At 73.1% G+C, this 19,121-nt stretch carries 16 protein-coding genes and 1 pseudogene; 5 read left to right on the top strand and 12 right to left on the bottom strand.

The genetic code is table 11. From position 1 onward, the window contains the following. Positions 1–19: 19 nt before the first annotated feature. Positions 20–1,120, bottom strand: coding sequence for a nicotinate-nucleotide--dimethylbenzimidazole phosphoribosyltransferase (gene cobT / locus ACGF3C_RS10520; RefSeq protein ID WP_393220621.1), 1,101 nt, complete (start codon positions 1,118–1,120; stop codon positions 20–22). After that, positions 1,120–2,205 carry an Rv2231c family pyridoxal phosphate-dependent protein CobC gene (gene cobC, locus ACGF3C_RS10515; RefSeq protein ID WP_393220618.1) on the bottom strand — a complete coding sequence of 362 codons (1,086 nt, stop codon included), beginning with the start codon at positions 2,203–2,205 and terminating at the stop codon, positions 1,120–1,122. The genes cobT and cobC overlap by 1 nt, the downstream gene beginning before the upstream one ends. A gap of 121 nt (positions 2,206–2,326) precedes the next feature. On the opposite strand from cobC, the gene ACGF3C_RS10510 reads away from it, so the two are divergent. Continuing rightward, positions 2,327–4,456 carry a transglycosylase domain-containing protein gene (locus ACGF3C_RS10510; RefSeq protein ID WP_357202362.1) on the top strand — a complete coding sequence of 710 codons (2,130 nt, stop codon included), beginning with the start codon at positions 2,327–2,329 and terminating at the stop codon, positions 4,454–4,456. Between the two features lie 58 nt (positions 4,457–4,514). On the opposite strand, the gene ACGF3C_RS10505 is transcribed toward ACGF3C_RS10510, so the two are convergent. Both ACGF3C_RS10505 and ACGF3C_RS10500 read right to left on the bottom strand, forming a co-directional pair. Next, a complete protein-coding gene (locus ACGF3C_RS10505; protein ID WP_357228718.1) occupies positions 4,515–5,084 on the bottom strand; it encodes a GNAT family protein in 570 nt (189 codons plus the stop codon). Continuing rightward, positions 5,081–6,484: a cobyrinate a,c-diamide synthase gene (locus ACGF3C_RS10500; RefSeq protein WP_393220613.1), complete on the bottom strand. Its 1,404-nt coding sequence runs from the start codon at positions 6,482–6,484 to the stop codon at positions 5,081–5,083. The genes ACGF3C_RS10505 and ACGF3C_RS10500 overlap by 4 nt, the downstream gene beginning before the upstream one ends. A 205-nt stretch (positions 6,485–6,689) precedes the next feature. Here ACGF3C_RS10500 and ACGF3C_RS10495 point away from each other — a divergent pair, with 205 nt between their 5' ends. Then, positions 6,690–7,511, top strand: a complete 822-nt coding sequence (locus ACGF3C_RS10495) for an SURF1 family protein (protein WP_357228723.1) — start codon at positions 6,690–6,692, stop codon at positions 7,509–7,511. Between the two features lie 10 nt (positions 7,512–7,521). Here the strand turns inward: ACGF3C_RS10495 and ACGF3C_RS10490 are convergent, their stop codons facing one another. From ACGF3C_RS10490 to ACGF3C_RS10470, 5 genes are all read right to left on the bottom strand, one after another. Further along, complete coding sequence (locus ACGF3C_RS10490) at positions 7,522–9,114, bottom strand: ATP-dependent DNA ligase (RefSeq protein ID WP_357228725.1); 1,593 nt, start codon at positions 9,112–9,114, stop codon at positions 7,522–7,524. 91 nt (positions 9,115–9,205) lie between these two features. Further along, positions 9,206–9,412 (bottom strand): hypothetical protein, encoded by a 207-nt coding sequence (locus ACGF3C_RS10485; RefSeq protein ID WP_030333429.1) that lies wholly within the window; start codon positions 9,410–9,412, stop codon positions 9,206–9,208. Between the two features lie 77 nt (positions 9,413–9,489). Continuing rightward, positions 9,490–10,833, bottom strand: a complete 1,344-nt coding sequence (locus ACGF3C_RS10480; RefSeq protein ID WP_393220820.1) for a dipeptidase — start codon at positions 10,831–10,833, stop codon at positions 9,490–9,492. A 36-nt stretch (positions 10,834–10,869) separates the two neighbouring features. Then, on the bottom strand, positions 10,870–11,865 hold the full coding sequence (locus ACGF3C_RS10475; RefSeq protein WP_393220608.1) for a M48 family metallopeptidase: 996 nt from the start codon (positions 11,863–11,865) through the stop codon (positions 10,870–10,872). Between the two features lie 216 nt (positions 11,866–12,081). Beyond that, the gene (locus ACGF3C_RS10470; protein WP_393220817.1) at positions 12,082–12,843 is read right to left on the bottom strand and encodes a uridine kinase; all 762 of its coding nucleotides are present in this window, start codon (positions 12,841–12,843) and stop codon (positions 12,082–12,084) included. Between the two features lie 164 nt (positions 12,844–13,007). On the opposite strand from ACGF3C_RS10470, the gene ACGF3C_RS10465 reads away from it, so the two are divergent. Further along, entirely contained in the window at positions 13,008–13,409 is a 402-nt protein-coding gene (locus ACGF3C_RS10465) for a rhodanese-like domain-containing protein (protein WP_355009007.1), read from the top strand. A 144-nt stretch (positions 13,410–13,553) separates the two neighbouring features. Here the strand turns inward: ACGF3C_RS10465 and ACGF3C_RS10460 are convergent, their stop codons facing one another. From ACGF3C_RS10460 to ACGF3C_RS10450, 3 genes and pseudogenes are all read right to left on the bottom strand, one after another. Then, entirely contained in the window at positions 13,554–15,095 is a 1,542-nt protein-coding gene (locus tag ACGF3C_RS10460) for a cobyric acid synthase (protein ID WP_393220605.1), read from the bottom strand. Between the two features lie 131 nt (positions 15,096–15,226). After that, positions 15,227–16,207: pseudogene (locus ACGF3C_RS10455) on the bottom strand (cobalamin biosynthesis protein); the annotation flags it as partial. A 216-nt stretch (positions 16,208–16,423) separates the two neighbouring features. Next, on the bottom strand, positions 16,424–17,221 hold the full coding sequence (locus ACGF3C_RS10450) for a single-stranded DNA-binding protein (protein WP_357224387.1): 798 nt from the start codon (positions 17,219–17,221) through the stop codon (positions 16,424–16,426). A 303-nt stretch (positions 17,222–17,524) separates the two neighbouring features. On the opposite strand from ACGF3C_RS10450, the gene ACGF3C_RS10445 reads away from it, so the two are divergent. Both ACGF3C_RS10445 and ACGF3C_RS10440 read left to right on the top strand, forming a co-directional pair. After that, positions 17,525–17,944, top strand: a complete 420-nt coding sequence (locus ACGF3C_RS10445) for an HPF/RaiA family ribosome-associated protein (protein ID WP_357224382.1) — start codon at positions 17,525–17,527, stop codon at positions 17,942–17,944. A 150-nt stretch (positions 17,945–18,094) separates the two neighbouring features. Beyond that, positions 18,095–19,120: an alpha/beta hydrolase gene (locus ACGF3C_RS10440; RefSeq protein WP_393220601.1), complete on the top strand. Its 1,026-nt coding sequence runs from the start codon at positions 18,095–18,097 to the stop codon at positions 19,118–19,120. Position 19,121 lies beyond the last annotated feature (1 nt).

Here is a 19,121-nt window from a genome sequence, read left to right as displayed (position 1 = left end):
GCTCGTTCGCGGCGCGTGCTCACTTCTCGGCCACCCCTGCGGAGTCGAAGGTGGCCACCTCGTGCAGCACCCGGACCGCGCCGGTGACCACGGGCAACGCCAGCAGCGCGCCGGTGCCCTCACCGAGGCGCAGCCCCAGGTCGATAAGCGGGTCGAGGCCGAGGTGGCGCAACGCGACAGTGGCGCCGGGCTCGGCCGAGCGGTGGCCGGCGACCATGGCGCAGACCGCGTCCGGGGCGATCGCGGCGGCGGCGAGCGCGGCCGAGACCGCGATCACACCGTCCAGCAGCACCGGTGTGCGGCGCGCTGCGGCCCCGAGGATCAGCCCGGCCAGGGCGGCGTGCTCCAGACCACCGACGGCGGCCAGCACCCCCAGCGGGTCGGCCGGGTCGGGGGTGTGCCGGGCCAGCGCGGCCCGCACCACAGCCACCTTGCGCGCGTACGTCGGGTCGTCGACCCCGGTGCCCCGACCGGTGGTGTCGAGTGGGTCGGCGCCGGTGAACGCGGCGATCAGCACGGCGGCCGGGGTGGTGTTGCCGATGCCCATGTCCCCGGTGAGCAGGATGCCGGCACCGGCGTCGATCAGTTCGTCGGCGATCCGGATGCCGGTCCGCACCGCCGCCAGCGCCTCGTCCCGGGTCAGCGCCGCCGTCACTGTGAGGTCGCCGGTGCCCCGGCGGACGGACGAGACAACCAGCCGAGGCACGGCCGGGTCGAGCACGACCGGGTCGGCGGCCGGGTCGAGCAAAGCCGGATCGGTGGGCAGCGGGGTGGCCACGCCGACGTCGACCACGGTGACCGAGGCGCCGGCCTGCCGGGCGAACGCGTTGACCACCGCTCCACCGGCCAGGAAGTTGCCGATCATCTGCGCGGTGACCTCCTGCGGCCAGGGGCTGACCCCCTGGGCGTGCACCCCGTGGTCGCCCGCGAAGATCGCCACTGCGGCCGGCTCGGGCAGCGGTGGTGGGCAGACTCCGGCCAGGCCGGCGAGGCGTACCGAAAGCTCCTCCAGCGCGCCCAGCGAGCCCGCCGGCTTGGTCAGCCGGCCGTGCAGCGCCCGGGCGGCGGCCATTGCCTCTTCGTCCGCCGGGCGGATCGCCGCGATAGTGGTCTCCAGCATCATGCCTCCATGGTCTCGCGCAGCACGTCGATGAACTCGTCGGTGGTGTTTCGGTCGCGTACGGCCACCCGCAGCCAGTCCGGGCCGAGGCCGGGGAACGTGTCGCCTCGGCGTACCGCCCAGCCGCGCTCGCGGAGGGCGGCCCGGATCGCTGTCGCGCCCGGCAGGTGCAGCAGGACGAAGGCGCTGGCGGGACGGCCGACGACGCGTACACCGGGCAGTTCGGCGAGGCGCGCGACCAGGTGCTCGCGGTCGGCGGCGAGGCCGGCGGCGATCGCGCGTTCGGCCTGGACCGCGACGGCGCTGGCGCAGGCCGACGCGGCCGCCAGCGCGGGTGTGCTGACGGCCCAGAGCGGTTGGACGGCGGCCAGCCGGGACAGCAGCTCCGGCGCGCCGAGCAGGTAGCCGATCCGCAGCCCGGCCAGGCCCCACGTCTTGGTGAGGCTGCGCACCACGAGCAGCCCGGGCAGGTCGCGGCGTTTGGCCAGCGACTCCGGTTCGCCGGGGTGCCCTGAGGCGATGGTGGTGTCCGCGAACGCCTCGTCGACCACCAGCACCCGGCCGGGGCGGGCCAGCGCGGCCACCGCCTCGGCCGGGTGTAGCACCGAGGTCGGGTTCGTCGGGTTGCCGATCATCACGAGGTCGGCGTCGGCGGGCACCCGGGACGGGTCGAGCCGGAAGTCGTCGGCGGCGTCGAGCAGCACCCGCTCGACCGGGTGTCCGGCGGCCCGCAGCGCCGCCTCCGGCTCGGTGAACTGAGGGTGCACCACCACGGGGCGGCGCACGCCGCGCAGCGCCTGAGCGATCAGCACGAACCCCTCGGCGGCGCCGGCGGTGAGCAGCACCTCGTTCGGGTGACGGCGGTGTCGGGCGGCGACCGCCGCCCGGGCCGGCGCCGGGTCCGGATAGCGGGCCAGGTCGGTCAGGGTCGCGGCGATCGGGTCGGCCAGCCAGGCGGGCGGCCGCGCCCGACGGACGTTGACGGCGAGGTCGATCAGACCGGCGGTCGCCTCCGCGTCGCCGTGGTGGGCGAGGTCCGGCTCGACCCCGGCGGGTGGGGCGACAGCGCTCGGCTGATCAGACATGTCCGCGATCCTGCCGGGAAGGTGGCCGGTGGGACAGCCGATCCCGACGTAAGCCGCGTCACCACTCGCCGGTTTAAGAGTTCTTCTCATGTACGAATCGGAAATGTCATAACTTGACCAGGTGAGCAACCGACCCCTTGCTGCCGCTGGTCGTCTCGTCCCTCTCCTCCGCGCCGGACTGATCGCCGGAATCGTGATCGCCGCCGTCGCCTACCCGGTCGTCGCCCTCACCGGGCTCGGCGCGAAGGCCACCGCGCACGCCGTGGACCAGAAGACCCGGGTGCTGAAGACCGCCCTGCCCGCCGAGACCTCGTACGTGTACGGCCCGGACGGCAAGACCGTGCTGACGATGTTCTACGAGGAGTACCGGCAGTACACGAAGCTGTCGGACATGTCGCCGAACATCCAGCAGGCGATCATCGCCGCCGAGGACTCCCGCTTCTACCAGCACCACGGCGTCGACCCGAAGGGCGTGGCCCGGGCCTTCGTCTCCAACGCCCGCTCCGGCGGCTCCCAGGGCGCCTCGACACTGACCATGCAGTACGTCCGGATGGCCCTACGGGACAGCGCGACCACGCCCAAGGAGGTCCAGGAAGCCACCCAGCAGACCAGCCTGCGCAAGGTCAAGGAGATGCGGATGGCGCTGGACCTGGAGAAGGAGATCAGCAAGGAAGAAATCATGGAGCGCTACCTGAACTCGGCGTACTTCGGGCACCGCGCGTACGGCATCTACGCCGCCAGCGAGATCTTCTTCTCCAAGACCCCGAAGGACCTCACCCCGGTCGAGGCCGCCACCCTCGCCGGACTGGTCAAGTCCCCCTCGGAGTACGACCCGGCCGACTCCGACCAGAAGGAGGCCACCGGGCGGCGCAACTACGTGCTGGACCGGATGAGCCAACTCGGCTACCTCTCCCCCGACTCGGCCACCGCCGCCAAGTCCGAACCGATCCGGCTCAAGCTGACCACCCCACCGCACGACTGCGCCGCCGTGGCGGAGAAGTACAACAGCTGGGGCTTCGCCTGCGACTACCTGAAGAACTGGTGGAGCGCCCAGCCCGCGTTCGGGGCGAACCGGCTGGAACGGATGGACAACCTGCGCCGGGGCGGCTACCGCATCGTGCTCAGCATCGACCCGAAGATCCAGGAGGCCGCGGAGAAGAACGTCGGCACCAAGGAGGCCACGGGCAGCCCGTTCGCCAACGGAATCGTGGTCTCCGAGCCGGGCACCGGGCGGGTGAAAGCCATGGCGGTGAACCGGACGTACTCGCTGGACCTGGCCGAGAACCCGCAGAGCTCCAACCCGGAGGCCGGGCCGAACGTGAAGGCCAACTACCCGAACACTGTGGCACCGCTGCTCGGCGGCGGTGACCTGGCCGGCTACCAGGCCGGATCGACGTTCAAGATGTTCCCGATGCTGGCCGCGCTCGACGCGGGCATGACCCTCTCCACCTCGTTCAACGCCCCATACCGCTACCGCTCCGAGGTCTACGACGGCTGGGCGCCCTCCAACGCCAGCGGCGCCATGTCCGGTCAGCAGACCATGTGGTCCGGCTTCGGCAAGTCGGTGAACACGTACTTCGTCTGGCTGGAGGAGAAGGTCGGCGCGGACCGGGCGGTCCGGTTGGCCGAACAGCTCGGGCTGCGGTGGCGCACCGACGTCGACCGGGACCACGCGTCCCCGGACAAGGCGAAGAAGTGGGGTGCGTTCACCCTGGGCGTCTCCGACGCCACCCCGCTGGAGATGGCGAACGCGTACGCCGCCATAGCGGCCGACGGCCGCTACTGCGAGGCCATCCCCGTGCAAGCGATCATGAACCGGGACGGCACGCCTGCCACGTACGCCACAGCGGGCGGTCTGCACCGTGAGGTGGCCAAGCCGCGCTGCCGGCAGGTGGTCAGCGCGGACGCGGCACGGGCGGCCACCGACGCGGCCCGCTGCCCGACCGGCGACACCCCGGCGCGCGGCAGCTGCGGCGGCTGGTCCACCGCCGACAGCGTGCGGGGCACCGTCGGACGCCCGGTGGCCGGCAAGACCGGTACGACCGACAGCACCCGGTCGGCCTGGTTCGTGGGCTACACCCCGGAGTTGGCCGCGGCGAGCTTCATCTCCGACCCGGACAACCCGTTCAACGCGGTCGGTGACGGGCAGTCCCAGATCCCGATCAAGGCGGTTTCGGAGACCCTACGCGACGGTTTGAAGGGCACCCCGACCCGTCAGTTCACCCCACCGTCGGACGCCATCGTCGGCTGACCGGCGCGCGAGTCAGCGCAGGTCGGCGGGGCTCAGCGCAGGTCGGCGGGGCTCGGGCTCAGCGCAGGTCGGCGGCGACGAACGACCACAGCTCCAGATCCACCCGGCCGCCGCTGACGAACCCGGCGTTGCGCAGCAGCCCCTCGTAGCTGAACCCGGCCTTCTCGGCGACCCGGCGCGAGGCCAGGTTGCCGGGAGCCACCCGCAGCTCGACCCGCTGGAAGCCGTGCTCCAGGATCAGCGCGATGGCCACCGCGTCGACGGCCTCGGCGGCGAAGCCGAAGCCCCGCGCGTGCGCCGCCATCGCGTAGGAGATCTCGGTGAGGCGGGCGCCCCAGTCGGTGCGCCGGGTCCACAGCGAGCCCACCACCTGGTCGTCCTCCCGCCGGAGCACCGCGTAGTGGTCACCCTCTCCGCTGTCGCGTCGCTGCCGGGCCAGATCGGTGCACCAGGCCAGCCCGTCGATCGGGCCGGAGTCGTCGGGCAGTGGCAGCCAACGCCGGGTGAGCTTGTCGGCGAAGATCTCCCCGGCCGCCGCCGCGTCGGCCGCCCTGAGCTGCCGCACCTCGGTACGCGGGGTGGAGACGGTCAGCGCCGGGAATCGGCGCACCGCCACCTGACCGATCACACCGACACCTCGCCCGGCTGCGCGGGCACCACCTCGCTCGTCGGATCGGCCGCCGCCGCGGCGACCAACCGGGCCGCCGTCGCCGGATGGCTCGCCCAGTGCAGCGTGAGCTGCGAGGCGTGCACGTTGCGCCAGACGAAGCCCTCGGGCGTGCCGCCGTCCCAGCTCCAGGCCGGGCGCTGACCGGCGCGGGGGGTGAGCACCGCGCGGTGTGCCTTGTGCCCGACCAGCACCGTCCCGGTGGCGGCGACGACACTGTCGGTCTGGGCGGTCGCCTCCCGGTAGCCGGCCACCACCCCGTCACGGCTGACGCCCACCGCGTCCAGGACACCGCACATCGGCAACCCGTCCAGCTCCCGGGCCAGCCAGAGCAGCCCGGCGCCCTCGGCGATCACCGGACGCCCGGTCCGCGCCAACTCGGCCACCGCGATGCAGAGCCGCCGGTTGGCCGACAACTGCTCGGCGTACGCCTCGGGCAGCGCGCCGCCGACGACCAGCGCGCGGGTGCCGACCGGCAGCGCCTCGTCGCGCAGCGGGTCGACGACGACGACCTCGGCGCCGGCGGCCCGGAGCAACTCGGTGGTCTCCGGGTGGCTGAAACTGCCGCCCGGCCCACCGGCCACCGCCACCAGTGGGCGGTTCGCCGGGGGTGTGAACGTGCCGAGGGCCTCCTCGGGAGACCAGGCCGGCGCCGGCAGCGGCGGGGCGGAGCGGGCCAGCCCGAGCAGCCGTTCCAGGTCGACGGTGGCGGCGACGGCCTCGCCCAGCCGGCGGACCGCACGGACGGCGTCGGCCGAACCCTCGACCACCGGGGCCACGCCGTGCCGCCGCGACGGCAGCACCGCCGGCAGGTCCTGTCGACGCAGCGCGCCGTAGACCGGCACCCCCACGTCGTCCAACGCCTCGCGCAGCATGCCCTCGTGCCGCGACGACGCCACCCGGTTGAGGATCACGCCGCCGAGCCACAGCTGCTCGTCGTACGAGCGGAAACCGTGCACCAGGGCCGCCACCGACTGGCCCATCGCGGCCACGTCGACAACGAGCACCACCGGGCTGCGCAGCGCGGCGGCCGCGGCGGCAGTGGACTCCTGCTCGGGACGGCCACCGACCGAGTCGTACAGGCCCATGCTGCCCTGCACCACGGCCAGCCCGGCACCGGCGGCACCGTGCGCCACCAGCGGGGCGAGCCGGTCGAGACCGACCAGTCGGGGGTCGATCACCCGACCCGGCCGGCCGGAGGCGAGACCGAGATAGGCGGCGTCGACGTGGTCCGGCCCGAGCTTGAACCCGGCGACGTCGACCCCTCGCTCGGCCAGGGCGGTTAGCAGCCCGATCGCCAGCGCGTTCTTACCGTGCCCGGAGGACGGCGCGCTGAGCACCAGGCGCGGCACGACGGTCATCATCGACTCCTCGCGAGCGGCGGCGGGTACGCGACGGGACGACCAAGGCCGATCCGTCGGCGTGACGATACCCGCCCGGCTGGAGGCGCGAGCACCGCCAACCGGGGTGCCTGGCCCGGCCCTGGCCGGACGCCCGGTCGCCGGTCCCGGCCCATCCGGCCCGGTCCAGGTCAGTGGCGCCGGTCATACGAGTAGCCTCGGTGCCGTGTACCGGTTCCTGCTGAGCCCACGCTGGCTGGGCGCTCTCGCGCTGACCCTGGTCGCGGCCGCCGTCATGGTGTTCCTCGGCAACTGGCAGCTCGACCGCTACCGGGGGCGCACCGAGGTCAACGAGCGGATCGACGCGGGCCAGCGGATGGCTCCGGTGCCGCTCACCGACGCGCTGCGCGCTCCCGCCGGCGGCGCGGGGACGGCCGGTCCGGCCCCCGCCGAGGACAAGGTCTGGACCCGGGTCACCGTCACCGGCCGGTACGACCCCACGAACACCGTGCTGGTCCGTGGCCGCACGGTGGACAGCCGGGTCGGTTTCGAGGTGCTCACCCCGTTGGTGCTCGCCGACGGCACGGCGGTGCTGGTGGACCGGGGCTGGATCCCGCCGGCGCCCGGCGGGGCGACCGCCCAGCCGTCGGTGCCGGCCGCGCCGACCGGCGACGTGACCGTGGTCGGCCGGGTGCACGAGACCGAGAGCGGCGCCGGCGCTGTGGCCCGACGCGACGGGCTGCTGGAGATCCGGCGGATCGGGGTGTCGCGACTGGCTGGCGAGCTTCCCTACCCGGTCTACGGCGCTTACCTGCTGCTCGACGAACAGACCCCGGCAGCCGATCCGGTGTTCAAGGCGGTGCCGGTGGGGCACGCCAACAACTGGCAGAACTTCGGCTACGTCGTGCAGTGGTGGCTGTTCGCGGTGATGGCGCTCTTCGGCTACGGCTGGGTGGCCCGTCGAGAGGCCCGCCGGGCCGCCGGAATCGGCACCACCCCGGCTCCGCTGGACCGGGCCGCCGAGCCGACGCCGACCGCTTCCGCCTGACCTCGCCCGGTCAGCCGGTGACGCGGCCGGCGTGGATGGCCCGGACCGCGTCGATGGTGTCCGCCTCGGCGGCGGACTTGTCGTCGCGATAGCGGACCACCCGGGCGAACCGCAGCGCCATCCCACCGGGATAGCGCGAACTCGTCTGCACCCCGTCGAAGGCGATCTCCACCACCTGCTCGGGCCGGACCCGGACCACCCAGTCGCCGCGTTCCACGGCGAGGTCGAGGAATCGTTCGGTCTGCCACCGCAGCAGCTCGTCGGTGAGCCCCTTGAACGTCTTGCCGAGCATCACGAAGTCACCGGTGCGCGCGTCACGCGCGCCCAGATGCAGGTTGGACAACCAGCCCTTGCGTCGGCCGCTGCCCCACTCGACGGCGAGCACCACCAGGTCGAGGGTGTGCCTCGGTTTCACCTTGACCCAGGCGGCACCGCGCCGGCCGGCGTCGTAGGGGGCGTCCGGCGACTTGACCACAACGCCCTCCTGCCCGGCGTCGAGCGCGGCGGCGAACGCGGCGGCGGCCTGCTCCGGGCCGTCGACCTCCATCCGACCGACAAGCAGCGACGAATCCACCGAGCCGGCGAGGGCGGCCCACCGCTCCCGGCCGGGACTGTCGATCAGATCCTGGCCGTCGAGGTGCAGCAGGTCGAAGAAGTACGGGGTGAGCACCGTGGCGCCCGTGCTGGCAGCCGCCGCGAGCACCGCCGGAGCGACAGGTGTGCGCCCGGTGGTGCTGGGGGTGGTGCGTCGGGCGGCCCGGCTCGACGTCTGCTGGAACGGCAGTGGGCGGCCGGTCTCGTCCAGGCCGATCGCCTCGCCGTCGAGGACCAACTCCCGGCCCGGCAGGGCACGGACCGCGGCGACCACCTCGGGCACCCGGGTGGTGATCTCGTCGAGGCTGCGGGTGAACACGGCGATGTCGGTGCCGGAGCGGTGCACCTGGATGCGGATGCCGTCGAGCTTCACGTCGACCACCGCCGGCGTGCCGGTCGCGGCGAGCGCCTCGTCGACCGAGGGGGCGCTCTGCGCGAGCATCGGCGCCAGCGGGCGGCCGACCTGTAGACCGAAGCCGGCCAACTCGGCGGCCCCTCCGGCCAGCGCGGCCACCGCCACCGCCCGGAGATCACCGGCGAGCAGCAGCGCCCGGCGGACCACCGCCACCGGCACCTCGGCGGCCCGCGCCACCGCGTCCGCGAGGAGGCCGGCCTGGGCACCCTGCCGTAGCTCGCCACTGAACAGGCCGGTGAGCAGCCGCTGCTCGTCTGCCGTCGCCGCCGCGTAGAGGGCGCCGAGCAGCGCCCGACGCCGAGCCTGTGAGCCCGAACCGTGCACCGCGGCGATCTGCGCGATGGCCGCGTCCACGCCGGCGACCGTCAATGTCGGCTCGGCGGCCGGCGGCGGCAGGTCACGCAGGCTCGCGTAGCCGACGCCGGTCTGCCGTTGGCGCAGCTCACCGGCGAGATAGCCGGCGCCGGGCTCGACCTCGCCGGGGTCGAGCCGGCGCAGCGCGTCAGCGAGCAGCTCCACCTTGGCCCGTCGGCCGCTGGTGGCGCCGACGGCGGCGGAGGTGGCTGCCAGATCGAGGAACCGCACGCAGCTCATCCTGCCAGTCACCTCCGACACCGCCCGGGCATTGCCGTGCCCGGGCGGTGTCGGCAGGGTGCCGCCCACTCACTGGACGACGGATCAGGGCCTAGGCGGAGACGGGTTCCTCGATGCGCAACCCTCGGGCGCGGACCTCGCCGGCGACCCGGGAGAGCACCGAGTCGAGGGCGACCAGTGCGGCGGAGAGCTCACCGAGCTGTTCGTTGAGCGTGTCCTCGGACCACGCGGAGACATCGACATCTCCCAGCGCGCTGACAGCGGCCCCCAACCGGGCCATCACCTCGTTCGTACTCATGTACGAAAGGCTATAACAGCTGACCATCCGACACGCCGTAAACTCCCAGATCAGGCCCAAAGTTGCCGTTCTGACACCTAACTGCCCACCGCCGCCACGTTGCGCAGGAGCAGTGCCTCGGCCAGGCAGACCCGGGCGAACTCACCCAGGTGCAGACTCTCGTTCGGGCCGTGCGCGCGGGCGTGTGGGTCCTCCACGCCGGTCACCAGGATCGCCGCCTTCGGGAACATCTCCTGAAAGGTGGCGATGAACGGAATCGAGCCGCCGACGCCGATGTCCACCGGGTCGGTGCCGTCCCAGGCGGTCCGGAAGGCCGAACGGGCGGCGTCGAACATCGGCCCGGACGCGTCGATCACGCACGGGTCACCGTCGTGTTCGAAGGTGACGGTCACCTGCGCACCCCACGGCGCGTGCTGCTCCAGGTGCGCACGCACCGCCGCGTACGCCCGCTTGGGGTCGTCGCCCGGGGCGAGGCGGATGCTGAGCTTCGCCTTGGCGGCCGGGACCAGGGCGTTCGGTGCCTCACCGGTGGACGGCGCGTCGACACCGAGAATGGCCAGCGCCGGCTTGGTCCAGAGTCGGTCGGTGATCCGGCCGGTGCCGATGAACTGCACGCCCTCGGCGAGCCCGGCCTCGGCCCGGACCCGGTCCTCCGGGTAGTCGACGGTGGCGCCCTCCCGGCCGACCAGGCCGTCCACGGCCACGTCACCGGCGTCGTCGTGCAGCGTCGCCAACAGCCGGACCAGCGCGGTGAGCGCGTCCGGCACGGCGCCGCCGAACATGCCGCTGTGCACCGCGTGGTCCAGCGTGCGCACCTCGACGAAGCAGTTGACGATGCCCCGCAGCGAGGTGGTCAACGCCGGTACGCCGATGTCCCAGTTGCCGGAGTCGGCGATCACGATGACGTCCGAGGCGATCGCGTCGCGGTGCTCGGCCAGCAGTTGCTCCAGCGAGTCGGAGCCGTACTCCTCCTCGCCCTCGATGAAGAGGACCACGCCGACCGGCAGCGCGTCACCGTACGCGCGCAGCGCCGCCACGTGCGCCATGATGCCGGCCTTGTCGTCGGCCGCGCCCCGGGCGTAGAGCCGGCCGTCCCGTTCCACCGGCTCGAACGGGTCGGACTCCCACAGCGACCGGTCGCCGACCGGCTGGACGTCGTGGTGGGCGTAGAGCAGCACGGTGGGCGCGCCGGGCGGGGCGGCCCGACGGCCGATCACCGCCGGCTGGCCGCCGGATCGCACGATGTCGACGTCCAGGCCACAGCCGCGCAGCAGCTCGGCGACCGCCTCGGCGGAGCGTTCCACGTGTGAGTGGTCGAAGCCCTCGAAGGCGATGCCGGGAATGCGGACGAGGCGCTCCAGGTCGGCCCGGACCCCGGGCATCTCCCGCTCGACGGCGGCCCGTACCTCGGACTCGGTCATGATCGGTGAGGTCATGACCGGCATCGTATGCCGGCCTTACCGGGGTGTGCCGGCGGAGCCCGTACCGTCACCGCTGTCCGCGGGGCCGGCTCCGGCCCGCGCGCCCGGGGCGGCCCGCCCGGCGCGGTGTGCGCGGCCCGCCGCCTCGGTGGCGGCGTCCATCCAGGAACGGGCCCGACCGGCGGTGCCGCCCACCCACTCGCCGACGTCGCTCGCGCCGTCGCCGAGCCGGCGCAGCAACCCGACCAGTGGGTCGGTCGACCGGCTGAACTCCTCCCGGTACGACTCGGCAGCCGCCTTGATCTCCTCCGACACGCTTGTCGAGCTGTCGTCCTCGCGGCGCGGATAGTCCCCCGCCAGCACGCGCCCGTACGCCCCGGAGTCGATCCACTGGCGCAGCGACGCCGCCCGCGCCACCGGCACCGGGTGGGTGCTCCACGCGGTCATCCGGATCTTGTGCAGGCTGTCTCGCAGATCGCCGCCACCGGCGTACTCGGCGGCCTGCTCCAGGAAGGCTGTGGTGTCGACCTGGGACAGGTCACCGCCGCCGGCGAGCTTCATCAGAAGCCGCAGCGCGGCGGCCGGGTCCTGCCCGGCGAGCAGGCCGGCCCGGTCGGCGGAGAGCTCCGCCTTGCGCCACCACTCCAGCATCGCCGCGATGATGGCGCGCAGCGCGATCGCGCCCACCGGCAACCAGCTCAGGTTGGCCGCCCACCGGGTGAGGATCATGAGCATGGTCTTGTAGACCGCGTGCCCGCTGCCCACGTGGCCCAACTCGTGGCCGAGCAGGCAGCGCAGTTCGTCCTCGTCGAACTGCTGCACGCAGGCGGAGTTCAGCACGATGAACGGCCGCTCCAGCCCGACCGCCTCGGCGCCCAACCAGGGCGACTGGGTCACGTACAGCTCGGGCAGTTCGGCCACGTCGAGCGCCGCCGCGGCCTCGGTGTAGCGCTGCCACACCGCCGGATACTGACGGTGGTCGACCCGGATGCCGGAGGCCAGCACGGACAGCCGGAAACCCGCTCGTTCCACATCCCGAAGAACGCCCGCACCACGTCGTCGAAACCGCGCAGCTCCCGCAGCGCGACCAGGGCACCCCGGTCGGCCGGGTGCTCCCAGGCCCGCGAGCTGATGCCGGTGAGGGTGATCCGACGCCGCGCTGGCGCGTCCGCTGCCGTCATGATGGCTCCCCGTTCGCCGTAGCTCTCCGCATCGTGCCGCAGACCGTGGCCCACGTCCATGCCCCGCTCATCGCAGCCGCACGTAGTACCGGTCCGCGTCGTACGGCAGTGTCGGCGCGCCGTCCACCACCAGGTCGGCGTAGGTCGCGGTCTCGTCGAGGGCGAAGTGCGCCCGCTCCCCGTCATGCCAGCGGCGCAGCTCGGGCAGGATCTCCGGCCCGTCCCGGGCGACCGCGCGAGCCAGCCGCAGCGACGCGGGCGCGGTGACGAACACGGCCAGCGTCAGCTCCGGCCGGACGACCGCCCGAGCGGCGCTGACCCCCTCGACCACCAGCACCGGAGCCACCGGAACCGGAACCGGCCGGGGCAGGAAACACCGCCGGACCCAGCTGTACCGCCGGTAGGCACCCGGCTCACCGACACGCAGCGGGGCGAGCACCCCCTCGTCGAGCCGGGGCCAGAAGGTGACCTGGTCGTCCCACCCGTCGAGCAGGTCGTCGGTGTGTACCACCGGCGGTCGGCCGTCGAGCGGCCCCGCCAGGGCGTCCGCGAGCTGCGTGGCGAACCGGCTCTTACCCGCGCCACTCGGCCCGTCGACAGCGACCAGCCGGGTCCGCCCCAACCGCGCCGGGCCCGCGAGCACCCGACGAGCCAGTTCGGCGTACGCCTCGACAACCGCGACTGTCGGTCCGCCGGTTCCCGGGTTCAGCGCAGCCCTCCGTGGTGCATGTCCGAAGTATGCCGCCACCGCTGGTGGGCAGGGTGATCGACTCGGTTCGTCGACGTCCCTGTCGGCGGGACCACAGTTGTCGGTGACCGTGTCGATCATGCCGACCGGAGGGCCACTGTGGGTCACCCTGACACGTCCGGCTGACCGCCCCGGTCGGCCACCGTCACGTCCGGGGGAATTGGGGCGGCGACGGGTGACGGGCGGCCCGTTCGCCGCCCGGGGTGCCACCGAATCGGCATGATCGGGTGGTGCTCCGAGACGTGATGAGCCCCGGTATAGACGCCCTACTCGAACAGGCCCGTGCCGGGCTGCACCGACTGACTCCGCAGCAGACCGTCGAGGCGGTCCGCGGCGGCGCGTTGCTGGTCGACACCCGTACCGAACTGCAGCGCCGCGAACAGGGCGACCTGCCGGGCGCGGTCGTCGTCGACCGGACCGTACTGGAGTGGCGCCTCGATCCGGCCAGTGCCTGGCGGATCCCGGAAGCCACCGGGTACGACCGGGAGATCATCCTGGTGTGCCGACAGGGTTACAGCTCCAGCCTGGCCGCCGCCAGCCTGCAGACCCTCGGGCTGCGCCGGGCCACCGACATGATCGGCGGCGTGGACGCCTGGCTCGCCGCCGGCCTGCCCACCACCGACCGTCCCGCCGACATCCGCCCCTGACTCCCCCGACCCCGCCCCTCACGTTCCGTTGCGGGCGGTCGGTCCGCGCAAGATCGTGCCCGATCCGGAAAACAGGCCCCTCCTCGGATGGACGAGGCCCCCACGACGAGGATCGAGCACCCTCCACAGGGGACGGTGCGCCGGTCAGGAGGGTGGAGGGCCGGGTGGGATGAAGGGCAGGTCGGCGGGTGGGCCGGCTTCGATGAGACGCCAGAGGGCATCGGTGTCCAGGTGTTCCTCGACCAGGTCGCCGAGCAGGTCGAGCGAGTTTTCCCGGGCGGCGGCGAAGCTGGTGGCCGGTGCGACCCGGAACCCGCTGCGACCGGCCAGGCGAGCGGCCTCGGTGAGGAACCACCGGCGGAACTCGTCAGACTCGAACGCCCCGTGCCAGTGCGTGCCGTGCACCGCGCCGAGCACGGCGCCCTCTCCGACGCCGTCGTCGCTGGTCAGCAGCGGGGTCAGGCTCGGGTCGGCCTGGGAGACGTACCCGTGGTGGATCTCGTAGCCCCGCACCGGAAGGCCACCGGGGCCGGTGCCCACCGACTGCCGGACGGTCTTGCGCGGGTCGAAGGTGATGTCGATGGGCAGCAGGCCGAGCCCCGGCACGCTGCCCTGCCGGCTCTCCACCGGATCGTTAATGGCGCGGCCGAGCATCTGGAAGCCCCCGCAGAGGCCGAGCAGGGGCTTGCCGGCCGCCACATGGGTGGCCACCGCGTCGGCGAGACCGGTCTCACGCAGCCACCCGAGGTCGGCGACGGTGGACTTGGAGCCGGGTAGGACGACCAGATCGGCGGCGGCCAGTTCGGCCGGTTCGATGGTGAGGCGCACCCGGACGCCCGGCTCGGTGGCGAGCGCCTCCACGTCGGTGGCGTTGCTGATCCGGGGTAGGCGGACGACGGCCACGTCCAGCCATTCCCTGCCGTGCGGGGCGGCGGGTCGACCGAGCACCCGACCGTAGGCGAGTGAGTCCTCCGCGTCGAGCCACAGGTCCAGTGACCAGGGCAGCACCCCGTACGTGGGACGGCCGGTGACCTGACGCAACATGTCCAGACCCGGCTGGAGCAGCCCGAGGTCGCCCCGGAACTTGTTGATCACGAATCCGGCGATCAGCGCCTGGTCGGCCGGGTCGAGCAGGGCCACGGTGCCGAACATCGAGGCGAAGACACCGCCCCGGTCGATGTCGCCGACGACGATGGTGGGCAGGTTGGCGTGCCGGGCCAGCCCCATGTTGACGTAGTCACCGGCCCGCAGGTTGATCTCCGCAGGGCTGCCGGCGCCCTCGCAGATCACCACGTCGTACGTCTCGCGCAGCTCGGCCAGCGCGGCGTACGCGGTCTCGGCGAGCCGGGGACGCAACTGCCGGAAGGTGCCCGCGGTGATCGTGTCGACCGCCTCGCCCAGCAGCACCACCTGACTGGCCAGGTCGCTGCCCGGCTTGAGCAGCACCGGGTTGAACCGCAGGTCGGGTGCGAGCCCGCACGCCGCGGCCTGCATGGCCTGGGCACGCCCGATCTCGCCGCCGCGCCCGTCCGCCCCGACGACCACCGCCGAGTTGTTCGACATGTTCTGCGCCTTGTACGGCGCCACCTTCACGCCCTGCCGGTGCAGCCAACGGCAGATGCCGGCGGTGAGCACGCTCTTGCCGGCGTCGGACGTCGTGCCGGCCACCAGCAGCCCGCCGCTCACCTCCCACTCCCCCGCCGCACCCCGGCGGCCCTGCCCACACCGACGGCTCGCAGCCCCTGCTCACCGGCACCGCCCGACCGCAGGGCCCCGGCCACGCCACCCCACCCGCGCCCTCCGGCCATATCCGCCGACCCTCGCCGGCCCACGGCACCGGTCAGTGCACGCCTGCTCAGCGCGCCGACCAGCCGGCCGAGCGTCACCGGGTACGCGGCGGCCAACCCGACGGCGGCCAGCCCCACCGCGCCGGAGATCCGGGCGGCCCGCTTCAGGTGCCGCGCCTCGGGGCGGGGACCGTCGCCGAGGAACGGCCGCACCTCGGAGCGCCCGAAGTAGACGTTTCGACCACCGAGGCGGACCCCGAGCGCGCCCGCCATCGCCGCCTCGCACTGACCGGCGTTGGGGCTCGGGTGGTCGTTGCGGTCCCGCCGCCACACCTGCCAGGCGCGCTGCCGGTCCCCGTGCGCGACCGGCGCGACGGCAATGGTGAGCAGCCCGGTCAGCCGGGACGGCAGGAGGTTGAGCGCGTCGTCCAGCCGAGCGGCCGGCGTGCCGAACCGCGCGTAGTGCGTCGACCGGTGCCCGACCATCGCATCAAGGGTGTTCGCCGCGCGGTAGCCCAGCAGCCCGGGCAGACCAGCGACCGCACCCCAGAGCAGCGGAGCGACCACCGCGTCGGAGGTGTTCTCCGCGACCGACTCGACTGTGGCACGGGCCAGCTCCGACTCGCCCAGCGTCGACGGGTCCCGCCCGCAGAGGTGACCGAGACGTCGCCTTGCAGCGGGCAGGTCACCGTCACGCAGCGTACGACCCATGACGGTCGCCTCGTGCCGTAGCGTGCGGCCGCCCAGCACGGTCCAGGTGCCGGCCGCCACCAGCACCGCCCGGGTCACCGGCCGGTCGCGGGTAGCCGCCGCGGCGACCGCCCCGAGCAACACCGGCCCGCCCACGGCCAGCGCGGTGAATGCCGTACCCGCCGTTCGGTCCGGGCGGTAGAGGTGGCGCTCCAGCGCCCCCGCCGCCTGCCCGAAGCCGGCCACCGGGTGCCACCGGCGGGGGTCGCCGAGCAGCCTGTCCAGCGCGTACCCGGCCAGCAGCCCCACCGCGTTCGCCATCGGCGCTGTCCGTCGCACCCGCACCACCTCCGGCCGGCCAGCCTAGACGAGCACCCCGTGAACCAGCCCAACCCACGGTGCCGCACCGGCAACGAGAACCCGTCGAGTGACAGGCCGGCAAACCCGCCGACGTCCTGTCACGCGGGGTGACGACGCTGGTCGCGCCGCCACCCCGCCCCCGTCGTGCCGCTCAACCGCGACGGCCGAGCCGATCGGTCAGGCTGGCTGCGGAATCCGGCCCCGACCACGCCGCCCTCGACCGGGCTGCGCCGGCTCCGGCTGCCCCTCGTCGGGCACCGAACCCAACTCGACGTCCAGGTCACCGTCGGCGTTGTCGTCGTCCGCCTCGGGCGACGGGGCCAACTCGTCGTCGAGTGCCGGAGCAGCGTCGGCCGGCCCGCCCTGTCCGCCGCTCGCAAGCGCTCCGCGGTCACCGAAGACGCCGCCGCTCGGAGAGCTGTCGTCATCCGCCGGGACGTTGCCGAACGGGCTGGTTCGCAGCTCCGCGTAGTCGGGCAGCTCGAAGTCGTCGTCCAGCGGACCGTCGTCGGGCAGCGTTGGCGCCTGCCCGGCCGGCACCGGCTCGGTGGGCTCGCCGTGCACCCGGCTCTCGGCCTCCGCGTCCTCCAGCGTGCTGGTCGCCATGCTCGGCCGGTTGCGCAGGAAGCGGGCGCGCCCCCGGGACAGGTCATGGCCGACGGCCACCGCCTCCAACTCGTAGAGCGTGCGGTGGTTACCGCCGTCGTCGGTCCAGTCGCGGGTGTAGAGCCGCCCGCAGACCACCACCGGATCGCCGACCATGACGGAGGCCGCCACCCCCTCGGCGAGTTTGCGCCAGCAGTTGACGCGGACGCGGAGCGAATTGCCGTCAACCCACCGGCCGCTGTCCCGGTCGAGTCGGCGGGCGGTGGAGGCGACCTTGAAGTTGGCCACCAGGGTGTTGCTCTGGGTCGTACGCCGCCACTCGGGCGTAGTCAGCACATTGCCGACGATTGTCACGTAAGTGTCGAACATCGTCCCTCCAGGGGGATCGGGGCCTGCCAGCGCGAGTCGACTCGAAACGAGCATCGACACTGAGGGCGCCCTTTGTGAGCACCCGTCTCCGACCTGTGGATGACGAACCCACCTGTGGACAACGCCCTGATCAAGACCTGCTGTGGTACGCCCGACCCACCCGACCCGCCGTCCACGGTTTCCCAGGCCGCCCGAACTGGGTAAGGACTTGATCAACGCACTACCGACAGCTCCACGTCGACGAGAGGTCAGCGCCATGATGATCACTACCATCGGCTCCGCGAACGCTTCCGAGGCGCAGCGATGAGCGCCGTGGCGAACCCGGCCACCGTGGCTGAGTGCCTGCGGGTGGGCGCCGGGTTCTCCCAGGGCGACCGCAACTGGATCGCCGAGCAGTTCGGCACCCTCGACGCCCGGCTCGCCAGCTTCCACGCCGATGCCACCGAGCTGGAGGTGTCGGTGAAGGACCGGGAGGCGCGCGGTCAGAAGGTCACCCTGGAGTGCTGGATCGCCGGCCGACAGAAGATCGTCACCACCTCCGCCGAGGAGGATCTGCACGCCGCCCTCAATGACGTCCGGGACGACCTGCGCCGCAAGCTCAACGACGCCAAGACCCGCCAGGAGCCCCGGCACAACAAGCACCTGCGCGATGTCCCGCAGCCGCAGGTCGAGGCCGACGAGCCCGCCGACCCGGCCCTCCGCGCCGACGCGGAAACCGCCTGACCCACGCCACACCCCCGCGATCTTGCACTTTCAAACGCCGAATGGCGGCAATCGCCCCTTACGCCGGGACACAAAGTGCAAGATCGCGGGGGCGAGCATCGGGCGGGCGTGGGCTACCGCTGGGTAGGTTGGCGGCGTAGCGTCGCGTTCGTGGAACCGGACGTGTTGGGGCCGCCGTACGAGCGGCAGACGATCGACCTGGGCACCGACGACGAAGGCCCCGTTGTCGCGACACTGGTCCGGCGGCGGGCCGAACGCCCCACCGGGCGGGCCGTGCTCTACGTGCACGGCTTCGTCGACTACTTCTTCCAGACTCACCTGGCTGACTTCTTCGCCGAGCGAGGCTGGGATTTCTACGCGCTCGACCTGCGTAAGTACGGCCGGAGTCTGCTCCCGGCCCAGACCCCGAACTTCTGCCGCGACATCAGCGACTACTTCCCCGAGCTGGACGCCGCCGCCGAGATCATCCGCAAGGACGACGGGCACGACACCCTGCTGGCGATGGGCCACTCCACCGGTGGCCTGATCATCTCGCTCTGGGCGGACGCCCGCCGCGACACCGGCACCATCGACGGCCTGGTGCTCAACAGCCCCTTCTTCGACCTGAACGCCCCCTGGGCGGTCCGTCGACCCCTCGCGGCCGCCGTGTCCCGGCTGGGCCGCAGGGCGCCGCACCGCATCCTGCCGTTCGGGCTGGGCACTGTGTACGGCGAGAGCATCCACTCCGACCACCGCGGCGAGTGGACCTACGACCTGGCGTGGAAGCCGCTGGCCGGGTTCCCCGTCCGGGCCGGCTGGCTGAACGCGATCCGCACCGGGCAACGCCGGCTGCGCGCCGGGCTGGACATCCAGGTGCCGGTGCTGCTGGCCTGCTCGACCCGGTCATTCCGAGGCACCAAATGGCACGACAACGCGACCCTGGCCGACGCCGTACTGGACGTCGAGCACATGGTCCGCTACGCGCCCCGCCTCGGTCGCCACGTCACACTGGCGCGCTTCGACGGCGGGTTGCACGACCTCACGCTCTCCGGTCCGGCCGTGCGGACGAAGGTCTTCGACGAGGTGGGCCGCTGGGCCGAGGCGTTCCTCGCCGCCGGCCCCACCGCCCCCGCCGACGCCGCGCGCACCCACGCGCAGCCGGCCGACCCGGCGAAGGCGACGACTGCCGGCGGCTGAC

Origin of the sequence: Micromonospora sp. NPDC047762 (assembly GCF_043204655.1) — a bacterium.
GTDB lineage: Bacteria > Actinomycetota > Actinomycetes > Mycobacteriales > Micromonosporaceae > Micromonospora.
Note: the sequence above shows the minus strand (reverse complement) of the source record. Positions and strands in the feature narration are given on the sequence as shown.